The sequence below is a fragment of the Clostridium estertheticum genome (assembly GCF_026650985.1).
Classification (GTDB): Bacteria; Bacillota; Clostridia; order Clostridiales; family Clostridiaceae; genus Clostridium_AD; species Clostridium_AD estertheticum_C.
In genome coordinates this window covers 3,330,335-3,341,375 of sequence record NZ_CP086239.1, presented here as the reverse complement: position 1 = coordinate 3,341,375, position 11,041 = coordinate 3,330,335, and the positions used below count along the sequence as shown (strand labels likewise).

The 11,041-nt window shown below is 32.3% G+C and carries 10 protein-coding genes; 6 read left to right on the top strand and 4 right to left on the bottom strand.

The features are described from left to right. Window positions 1-39: 39 nt before the first annotated feature. Window positions 40-1,050: a hypothetical protein gene (locus LL038_RS16035; protein WP_216123764.1), complete on the top strand. Its 1,011-nt coding sequence runs from the start codon at window positions 40-42 to the stop codon at window positions 1,048-1,050. A 46-nt stretch (window positions 1,051-1,096) separates the two neighbouring features. Here LL038_RS16035 and LL038_RS16030 read toward each other — a convergent pair whose 3' ends face one another. The 4 genes from LL038_RS16030 to LL038_RS16015 all read right to left on the bottom strand — a co-directional run bounded on the left by LL038_RS16030 (window position 1,097) and on the right by LL038_RS16015 (window position 5,047). Beyond that, window positions 1,097-2,071, bottom strand: coding sequence for an acyl-CoA dehydratase activase (locus LL038_RS16030; RefSeq protein WP_216123766.1), 975 nt, complete (start codon window positions 2,069-2,071; stop codon window positions 1,097-1,099). Then, window positions 2,052-3,149 (bottom strand): acyl-CoA dehydratase activase-related protein, encoded by a 1,098-nt coding sequence (locus tag LL038_RS16025; RefSeq protein WP_216123768.1) that lies wholly within the window; start codon window positions 3,147-3,149, stop codon window positions 2,052-2,054. The genes LL038_RS16030 and LL038_RS16025 overlap by 20 nt, the downstream gene beginning before the upstream one ends. Further along, window positions 3,103-4,041: an acyl-CoA dehydratase activase-related protein gene (locus LL038_RS16020; RefSeq protein WP_216123770.1), complete on the bottom strand. Its 939-nt coding sequence runs from the start codon at window positions 4,039-4,041 to the stop codon at window positions 3,103-3,105. Before LL038_RS16020 ends, LL038_RS16025 begins: the two co-directional genes overlap by 47 nt. A 202-nt stretch (window positions 4,042-4,243) precedes the next feature. Then, window positions 4,244-5,047: an MBL fold metallo-hydrolase gene (locus LL038_RS16015; protein ID WP_216123772.1), complete on the bottom strand. Its 804-nt coding sequence runs from the start codon at window positions 5,045-5,047 to the stop codon at window positions 4,244-4,246. 354 nt (window positions 5,048-5,401) lie between these two features. Between LL038_RS16015 and LL038_RS16010 the strand changes: the two genes are divergently transcribed. From LL038_RS16010 to LL038_RS15990, 5 genes are all read left to right on the top strand, one after another. Next, window positions 5,402-6,967: an ABC transporter substrate-binding protein gene (locus LL038_RS16010; RefSeq protein ID WP_216123775.1), complete on the top strand. Its 1,566-nt coding sequence runs from the start codon at window positions 5,402-5,404 to the stop codon at window positions 6,965-6,967. 79 nt (window positions 6,968-7,046) lie between these two features. Beyond that, a complete protein-coding gene (locus LL038_RS16005) occupies window positions 7,047-8,051 on the top strand; it encodes an ABC transporter permease (RefSeq protein ID WP_216123777.1) in 1,005 nt (334 codons plus the stop codon). 14 nt (window positions 8,052-8,065) lie between these two features. After that, the gene (nikC, locus tag LL038_RS16000) at window positions 8,066-8,959 is read left to right on the top strand and encodes a nickel transporter permease (RefSeq protein ID WP_216106311.1); all 894 of its coding nucleotides are present in this window, start codon (window positions 8,066-8,068) and stop codon (window positions 8,957-8,959) included. 13 nt (window positions 8,960-8,972) lie between these two features. Beyond that, window positions 8,973-9,950 (top strand): ABC transporter ATP-binding protein, encoded by a 978-nt coding sequence (locus LL038_RS15995; protein ID WP_216123779.1) that lies wholly within the window; start codon window positions 8,973-8,975, stop codon window positions 9,948-9,950. 2 nt (window positions 9,951-9,952) lie between these two features. Next, window positions 9,953-10,915: an ABC transporter ATP-binding protein gene (locus tag LL038_RS15990; protein WP_216123781.1), complete on the top strand. Its 963-nt coding sequence runs from the start codon at window positions 9,953-9,955 to the stop codon at window positions 10,913-10,915. Window positions 10,916-11,041: the final 126 nt, after the last annotated feature.

Genomic DNA, 11,041 nt, shown 5'->3' with positions numbered 1-11,041 from the left:
TGGTAAAATTGTACTTGTAATAAAGGGGATGTTTAATAAATGAATGAAAATAACATGGTTGAAAATGAGTTACATGAACAACATGCTGAGAGTAAAATATTTACCATTTTAGCAATAATATTTTTCGTAATAGGGACAATAATATCAATAGCGGAGATTTTAGTTCAGAGGAGTGTTTATTTAAAAACAGCTAATATAGGTAGCCAATTGGGATATATAATTGGAAGAATAATCGCAGTTGTTTTTATAGCATATATAGTTAGATTAATTTTTAAAAAGAAAAAAGGTCGCGCTCTAATGATTTTTTCAATAATTTTCATGCTAGCGTCAAGTGTAGCAACCGCTAATGTAATCAACAAAAGAACTGAGGAGATTAGTTTTAACAAGGTTGCTATGCACAAATTAATAAGTATGAGTAGTGATTATGCAGCTGGAAAAGATTTAAGTTCTGATAAATTAGAAAATTCTAAATATGGCAATATGGCACCTCTTTTAGATTTATGTAATCAATATTTTATTTCTTATCAAAAATTGAGTGCTAATATGAAAACAGACGTATCTAAAGCTCATGTTGAGACTTTATTATCAGCCGATACATTTAGTACTCCAGCTAAAACTAAGGATACTCAGGAAAGATTAAAAACCTTAACTAGTGGATTTGGTCAATTTGAAGCAGATGCTAATAAAATTACTAAAAAAATGAATACAGATGTAAATAACGTAGATATTCCACAAATTTATAAAGAAGATGTAGCGGCCGGGTTTGAAAAGGGACAACTTCAATCAAGTGCTATGATAAAGAAATATATAGCATTTGAAATAAACTTTATTAAAAAGATAAATGATAGTGTAACCTTTATGGTAAGTGAAAAGGGAAATTATGAAGTAAAGAACAATATGGTATATTTTAAATCACCTGCTACATTAGCTAAATTTAATAAAAATATGACTGATATACAAAAATTAGCAATTGAAGAAACTACTCTTATAAATGATATGAAGAAAACCGCAGAGAAACAACTTGATTATATGAAAACTTTAGATAAGTAATTGTATGGAATAAGATACTAAAAAAGTAGAGCTAGTAGATAAATGTTTATCTACTAGCTCTACTTTTGAGTTCCATTTTATTGCTCCATTTGCCACACCTATCTCCAAAGCAGCCTACAGTTTTATCACCATCCTTTATTGCAATTACTTCGCAATTATTACCACAACCATTGCACTCAATATTTCTGGGTACAAAATCATTAAATGCTATTTCAAACCCTTTAAAATTTGTTTTACCTATCCTCATGGTTTTTTCCTTTGAAAGTATTGCAGCCCCAATAGCGCCCATTACATTATAATGAACTGGGACATAAACCTCAGTATTTAAGGCTTTCTCAAAAGCTGCTTTAATACCAATATTAGCTGCAACACCACCTTGAAAAAATATTTTTGAACGGATTTGTTTACCTTTTCCGACATTGCTTAAATAATTCCTTACCATTGCTTCGCAAAGCCCACCTATTATGTCTTCTTCATTATATCCAAGCTGTTGCTTATGTATCATGTCAGATTCTGCAAAAACGGCACATCTTCCAGCTATTCTAACAGGCGATTTTGACTTTAATGCATAGTCTCCAAAATCTTCAATAGGTATCTCAAGCCTTTCTGCTTGCCTATCAAGAAAAGACCCTGTACCTGCTGCGCATACTGTATTCATTGCAAAATCTGTTACTATACCATTTTTTAATAATATTATCTTTGAATCTTGACCACCTATTTCTAATATGGTACTTACTTCTTTGTCAATTTCAAGGGATGCAACTGAATGAGCAGTAATTTCATTTTTTACAATGTCTGCGCCTATTAAAAAAGATGCCATTTGTCTTCCGCTTCCAGTAGTTCCAACTGATTTTATTTGCTTAGTATCATATTTCTTGTTTAATATTTTTAATCCGTCTTGAATTGCTTTTATAGGTTTACCTTTTGTTCTTAAATATAATTTTTCTACAACATTTAATGCATTATCTAATAGTACAATGTTAGTACTTACAGATCCTACATCAACTCCCATATAGTACATTGTTTTTTCTCCTCTCTAACATATCTACAAATGCTTCTATCCTAGTAATATAACCGGCTTCACCAGTCATTTCGTCTACTATTAAAGTCATTATTGGAAAATCCTTATCACTTGAAATTTTAGTTAGAATTGCTTTTGATACAATTTCAGGCATACATCCCATAGGAAAGATTTGAATTGCTCCATCAAAACTTTCTTTTTCTGCAAGAAGCATTTCTCCTACACATTCTCTAGCGTGACCACCAATATAATATGGAAGATATTCTTTAGAGGCTTTCCTTATGTCAATTGAGTTAAGTTTAAATGGACTAAGTAATGCATTTTTAATCCACCAAGTAGGGGTAAGTTTTCTTTTAGTGGATACTCCATAGTCCATAAGTTTATCTTCTATATATAGATTAGCAAAGGGCTCAATTATAGTATAAATCTCACCAATAATTGCAATTTTAATTGGGGTCTTATCTTTATTAATAGGAACATTATCTATTTTATTATTATATTCTTTTAAAATACTCACCATCTGTGGTGGTGAAAGTGCATTGGCGGCATTTATGGTGCATTCTTTTAAAAGGTTTTTAAATTGACCTTTGTTAACTTCAAATCCTGTTAAATAATGTACTTTACTTTCAATTTTATCTATAAGTTCATTTACAGTGTAGGCCACTTTTAATGCTTTGATTTTTTGTAATTTACCTTCTTTACTATTATTTGATATCTTGGATAGGCGATTTAAAAATTCATTTTTGCCAATATCAAAAGGACTATCAACTACAATAAAAGTTAAGTTGTGCCCCATTTTCTTAAGTGCATTTATTTGCAATTCGCAGTACTCACCAAATCTACAAGGACCACAGCTTCCGGGAAGGAGTATGGTATCAGCCCCAAGCTTTATACTCTGCAAATAATTACCCATCATAATTTTATAAGGTAAGCACATTTCTTCAGGAGAAAACGTCGAGCCTAGCTCCAATGCTGCGCTACTATTAAATGGTGCAATTATACATTCTATACCGAGCCCATCAAATAATGCTTTAGCTGCAAGATGTGTGTTGCCGAAATGTGGAAATGTTATCTTCATTGTTATTTTTCCTTTCAATCATATCAATAAAGGCCTCAATTCTTGTATCTAGACCACCTTCACCAGTATGTTCATCAACTTTTAAGACTAAAAGAGGGAAACCTTCAAGTTTATCTTTAATAAGTTCAATTACAACAGAGTCTATTCCGCAAGCAAAGGATGATATATATATAGCACCATCTATTTCTTTATTTTTAGATATACTAGTTGTAAAGCCATAAGAATTTGATGCAAAAGTCCAAAAGGGACGTTTAAAAAGAGTATTTATCTCTGATTTAATTTGTTCTTCACTCACGTATTCCTCTGTTATGATCCCGACTCCTAATTTGTTTAATTTCTTTACTATATCCATATTAATAAAGGTATCGTAGAGATTGTATGGATGCCCAACTAGAGCGATAGTTATTTTATAGCCTTCATCTTTGATGCCAAATTTAGTCTTTCTTTGTTCTTCTAGAGCATTGTTAAATGCAACCTTTGTTTTGCGTTTGTCTTTCGTAATCATGTTAGCTAATTTTTTACACCAAGTATATAATTCCTTCTCGCTTGTTGCATATATAGGTTCTGTCATTACTTTTGGCATATTAGGTATGCTACATAAAATCATTTCTGGAAGTCCGCAAAACTTTGGGCATATAAATTCGCGCTCGCGTACCCTCATAAATCTTGGTATTATTAATAAATCACATTTATCTTTTATATCTAAGATATGTCCATGGAATATCTTTATAGGTAGACATGCCTCATCCACGCAATATTTAATTCCTTCATTTAAAATATTTTTATTCGTATCTGTAGATGTAATTATTTCTACACCTAGTTCACTTAAAAATGTGTTTATAAATGGGTAGTATTTATAATATAATAACCCTTTAGGAATACCAACTTTCATAATTTACTCCTTCCATGTGCATATATCACTCTTTTTTATTCTGAACTATTTATGGAAAAAGTATTCTTATTTAGAATATAATTTTACAGAATAACATGTTATATATTTCTTCTTGCATAAAAAAGTCTGCGCCCATAATATCTCTAGGATATTATGGGCACAGACTTATGGTAAACATTTTGTTTATTTGATATTAAATCATCTACAATTCAATAATATCTAAATCATCAGGAACAATAATATTTCCTGCAAAGAATTTCTTGCCTTCATCAGTATATAGTTTTCTTCTATTTAATATATTTTTATCCTCAGTATGAAATAGAACTATATTTTTTACATTTAGCTTGGATGCATTTTCACAAGCATCTTTTACAGTAGCATGATGCTTTTCATAAGGTTTAAAGATATCTTTTTGTGAATATAAACAAAAGGCTTCATGAAAAAGATAATCTACATTATTAGCATATTCAAATAACTCTTCGTTGTAAGGCTCATCACCAAAAAAAGCCAAACTTTTTCCGTTTTTAAGTGTTGTATTAAAGCCAAACTGAAGTTCTTTAGTACTTTTGATATCAAAAAAATTTATATTTAAGTCTAGTATAGTAACAGTGCACTTATCATAAATCTCATTAAATAGTATTCTAGTTCCAATATATTTTGTAAATTTTTTATCTAAAAGTAAGTCGCTTATTGTGTTTATTATATCAATATTATTTTTGTGGCAATAAATTGTTAGATTGCCGTCATAATTTCCATTCATAATTTGCTGAGCTACAGCCCTAATGATCCAAACAATGCCAGAAATATGATCGTTATGTCTATGAGATATAAAAACATTGTGGATATTGCCTATATCTATGTTTAATTTTTCTAGGTTTGAGAGTATGGTATTTCCACCACCTGTATCTACTAAAAAATGCTCTTTACCATTAGAAATGGTAAAACAAGTGTTATAACATTTTGTAACCATAGCACTCCCCGTACCTAAAATATTAACTGATTCCATATATTTACCTCCGATATTAGTTTAATTATAATAACAATTTTTTATTTTAATTTATATCTTAACCTATACTTATTATTGCAGTAAAAGACATATTTATCAATAGCTTATATAACGTAGTTTCAAAATTATATGTTAAATATGAAGCAGTACTCAATTAATAATTCATAAAAATAGAATTTATGACATATACATAGCTACATAGGTGCAATAAATAATTAATTGAATTAACAATTAATAAAACTTGCAATTTTAAATATATGATGGTAAAATAGGCTAAATAAATGCATGATTCCAAAACAAACATTTCAGTTTTAAATATGGATTATTTACACATTTTAGGGGGGGCAAATTAATATGAAAAGGAAATATCTTGCTATGATGCTTACGGGGGTACTTGTATTAAGTGCCGCGCTTACAGGCTGTGGAAGTTCAAAGGCTACCGCAACCAAAACAGGAACGCCAAAAACAATAATTTATTCTCAGGGAGCAGATCCTAGAGGATTAGATCCAGCTTATGTAGATGATGGTGAGTCTGCTAAGGTTATTGTTAATGTTTATGAAGGTCTTCTTAAATACAAAGATGGATCTACCGATATTGAACCTAGTCTTGCTACGGATTGGAAAATTAGTACTGATGGAAAAGAATATACTTTTAATTTAAGAAAGAATGTTAAGTTCCAAGATGGAACACCTTTTAATGCAGATTCGGTTATATATAGTGTTGGGAGACAACTGCCTCCAAAGGCTACAAATGATATGCCTTATGCATCTTTCACATTTGGACCAGTAGCGAAACTTGAAAAAACTGGCGATTATTCAGTTAAGTTTACGCTTAAAAATAAATATACTCCGTTTTTAGCGAATCTTGCTATGTGCCTTGCGGCTCCAATTGTAAGTCCAACAGCAGCTAAAAAGTTTGGAGCTAAATTTGTTGAAAATCCAGTTGGTACAGGGCCTTATACTTTTGTATCTTGGGATAAAAATCAGTCAATAAAACTTAAGAAAAATGATACGTATTGGGGAGTTAAACCAAAGGCTGATAACATAGTGTTTAAGTTTACAAAAGAAAATTCAGTACGTGCCAGTGATTTAATGACTGCCGGAACAGATATAATTGACGGAGTTGACCCTAATGATATTGCAAAATTAAAATCTAGTAATATGAAAATATATCAAAGTGATGGAATGAACATCAACTATATGGGATTTAATACATCAAGAGCACCATTTAATGATGTTAAGTTAAGGGAAGCTATTTCTCATGCAATCAATCGCGATGAACTTGTTAAATATTTGTATCAAGGATATTCAACCGTAGCAAACAGTCCACTTCCATCATTTATGCCTGGTTACGATAAGACAGTTGAGCCATATAAATATGATGTAGCAAAGGCAAAACAGATGCTTAAGGATGCTGGGAAATCAAATTTAAAGGTTAAAATTATTACTTATTCTAATCCTAGACCATATAATACAGTTGGTGGACAAAAACTTGCAGAATCAGTTCAAAATTACTTGGCAAAGATTGGAGTTACAGCAACTATAGATTCATACAATTGGACTGATTATAAAGCAAAACTTGCTAATGGAGAAGGAGATATATTCTTCTATGGTTGGACAGGTGACAATGGTGATGCGGATAACTTCCTTACATTACTTGATTCACATGAAATTAAATCTACTTTGAATTCAGCTCAATATTCAAATCCTGTTGTGGACGCTTTACTTGAAAAAGGCAGAGCATTACCAAATGGAGAGGAAAGAAATAAAGTTTATAAAGAAATACAACAAGTGGTAGCAAAAGATGCTCCATGGCTTCCAATATCACATTCACAAGCCCTTGCAGCATATTCACCTAAGGTTACTGGGTTTGCTATACATCCAACAGGAACAGTATTTTTTAGTGGTGTAGATAAATAATTCTATTTAAGAAAGATTTTTAGGTGGAATACCGTAAGTTGCGGTGTTTCACTTTTTAAGATTTAAAGAGGAGGCAACCATGGCTAAATATATTATTAAAAGACTGCTTTTGCTATTACCCGTTATCGTTGGAGTATCAATGCTTGTTTTCTTGGTTATGCACATGTTTACTACTGATCCAGCTGCCACAATTCTTGGTCAGCACGCAAGTCAAAGTCAGATTATAGCTCTAAGAGAACAACTTGGACTGAATAAGCCTATTTATATTCAGTATTGGGATTTTTTAATAGGAATATTTCATGGGGATTTGGGAAATTCACTTATGTCAAAAACTCCGGTATGGGATGAAATAATGGCACGTTTCCCAGCTACAATTGAACTTGCATTAGCAGCTATTATATTTTCTTCTATTTTTGGAGTTATTATGGGGGTTATTTCTGCTATTAAACAAAACTCAATTGCTGATTATATTTGCATGATAGTATCACTGCTTGGAGTATCAATGCCTATATTTTGGTTAGGCTTAATTTTTATATTAGTTTTTTCAGTTCAACTTCATTGGTTGCCAGTATCCGGGAGGATAGATATAGGCCTTGAACCAATTAGAATCACAGGTTTATACTTAATTGATTCTTTGGCTACTGGAAATATGGCCGCATTCGCTAGTGCTTTAAAACATCTGATTATGCCAGCGGTAGCACTTGGATCTGCATCCACTGCGATTATTGCAAGAATGACTCGTTCTACTATGCTTGAGGTTGTGAGACAAGATTATATTAGGACCGCTAGAGCGAAGGGTCTTTTAGAAAGACCAGTTATATTTGGACATGCACTGAAAAATGCATTGATTCCAATTATAACAGTAATAGGGCTTCAACTAGGATCGTTACTAGGGGGAGCAGTACTAACAGAGACTGTATTCTCATGGCCAGGTGTTGGTAAATACGTAGTAGATGCAATTTTAGTTACAGATTATCCTGTTGTTCAAGGTACGGTTATGATGATGGCAGTAATTTTTGTGCTTGTTAATTTAATCGTAGATATAATTTATGCATTTATAGATCCAAGGATTAAATATTCTTAGAGGAGTGATATAAAATGATAACCCAAAATTTAAATGAAGAAGTACAATTGCAAAACACTCCTAAAGAAGAATCTAAACTTGGGAATGCATGGTATATGATTAAGAAAAATAAAGCAGCTCTAGTCGGGCTGGTAATTATAATAATATTAGTACTTGTTGCCATTTTGGGACCATTAATTATGCCTTATAATCCGAATATAGGAGAATTAGCTCAAAGCCTTCAAAAACCATCATTAGCTCATTGGTTTGGAACAGATGAGCAGGGGCGTGATATTTTAAGCAGGATAATAGATGGTACTAAAATTTCTTTAAGAGTTGGCATTACAGCAGTTGCAGTAGCTCTATCCATAGGGATTTTTGTAGGATCTATAGCTGGATATTATGGTGGCAAGGTAGATATGCTAATTATGAGATTTATGGATATTATACTTGCCTTCCCTTCTTTATTACTTGCAATTGCTTTTATGAGTGTTCTAGGTAAGGGTATAGATAATGCTATAATTGCAATAAGTATTGTTACCATTCCTGAATATGCGAGAATTGTTAGGGGTTCAATATTATCAATTAAAGATAGTGAATATGTTCAAGCTGCAAGAGTTATTGGAAATAGTGATTTTGCTATAATATTTAAACACATATTACCTAATGTAATTTCGCCTATAATTGTGCGTGCGACTCTCGGAGTATCTAACGCTATTTTAGATACGGCGGCTCTTGGATTTTTGGGACTTGGAGTACAACCTCCACAAGCAGAATGGGGGAGTATGCTCGGAGCAGGGAGAGGATATTTTTATAATGCTTCTCATATAATTCTATTTCCAGGTATTGCTATAACAATAACTGTACTTGCTTTCAATCTATTTGGTGATGGACTTAGGGATGCTTTGGATCCAAAACTTCATCAATAAGGGGGATAACATAATGTTACTAGAAGTTAAAAACTTAAAAACTCAATTTAGAGTTAAGGGTGGACTCGTAAATGCAGTAGATGGCGTAGATTTTGAGGTGGACAAAGGTGAAATACTGGCCATTGTTGGTGAATCTGGTAGTGGAAAAAGTGTAACTTCATTATCGATATTGAGCCTTATACCAAATCCACCTGGAGAAATTATAGGTGGAGAGATTTTATTTAAAGGTGAAGATTTATTAAAGAAAAGTAATAAAGAAATGCGAAATATAAGAGGTAATGAAATAGCTATGATATTTCAAGAACCTATGACTTCTTTAAATCCTGTATTTACTGTAGGAAAGCAAATAGCGGAAACTATAACTAGGCATAAGAAATTAAAAAAGAAAGATGCAATGGCTGAGGCAGTTAAGATGCTAGAGCTTGTAGGTATTCCAACTCCAGAGAAGAGAATAAACGATTATCCTCATCAATTAAGTGGTGGAATGAGACAAAGAGTAATGATTGCTATAGCACTTTCTTGTAACCCAGAATTACTTATTGCAGATGAACCTACAACTGCTCTTGATGTTACTATACAAGCTCAGATTTTAGAATTAATAGTAAAATTAAAAGATAAATTTGGAACTGCAATTCTTTTAATTACCCATGATCTTGGAGTAGTTGCAGAAACAGCAGATAAAGTTGTAGTAATGTATTGTGGAAAGATCGTTGAAAGCGCAACTTCGCTTCAGTTATTTGAGAAACCGTTACATCCATATACGGAAGGTCTACTTCTTTCCATACCTAAGGTGGATGAAAAGGTTGACCAGTTATTTATGATTCCTGGGATGGTACCTAACCCGCTACATATGCCCAAAGGGTGTTCTTTTAGTGATAGGTGTAATAAATGTATGGATATTTGCAAGGTTAAGCAACCAGAGCTTGTGGAATATGAAGGTAGAAAAGTTCGTTGTTTTCTATACAGTGATAAACGGGAAGGACAGGTGTAAATATGGAACCATTATTAGAAGTTAAACATTTAAAAAAATATTTCCCTGTAAAATCTGGTGTATTTGGTGGAACAACAGATTTTGTTAAGGCTGTTGACGGTGTGTCATTTAATATTTTCAAGGGTGAAACCTTAGGACTCGTTGGTGAATCCGGTTGTGGAAAATCAACTACCGGTAGAATGCTTGTTAATCTTATGACTCCAACCTCGGGTCAAGTTATTTTTGAAGGAAGCGATATAGCTAAGTTATCAAAAAAAGAGCAAAAGAGTATGAGAAAAAACATACAAATTATATTTCAAGATCCTTACTCTTCTCTAAATCCAAGGATGAACATTGGTGATATAATAGCTGAGCCTATGAGGGTAAATAAAACAGAAAGAAAAGAGGATATAGAGAGGAGAGTTTTATCGCTTTTAAATTGCGTAGGACTAGCTAGTTTTCATAGAAATAGATATCCCCACGAATTTAGTGGTGGTCAAAGGCAAAGAGTTGGTATAGCAAGGGCACTTTCTCTAAATCCTAAGCTTATTGTTTGTGATGAACCAGTATCAGCATTAGATGTTTCTATACAAGCACAGGTCCTTAATTTGCTTCATGATCTGCAAAAGGAATTTGATCTAACTTATCTATTTATTGCACACGGACTAAATGTAGTTAAACATGTAAGTACAAGAGTTGGTGTAATGTATTTAGGGAAAATGGTTGAAATTGCGGATGGAGATATACTCTATAATGAACCTAAGCATCCATATTCACAGGCACTATTATCGGCCATTCCAATTCCAGATCCAACTAAGAAAAAAAGTAGAATAATATTAACGGGTGATGTGCCAAGTCCAATTAATCCACCATCTGGGTGCAGTTTTCATACTAGATGTTTTAAATGTTCAGAAAAATGCACAAAAGAAGAACCTAAGTTTGAAGATATAGGTGGAGGACACCGAGTAGCATGTTGGAATCTATAAATTATAAAAATAGACAAGTATATATTGTCTATTTTTTTTATTATTAAAAGCTACAAATTACTACTACGATACCAATTAAAAATATAAAATGGATTTATATAAAGAAATAGTGGGTAACATAATAAA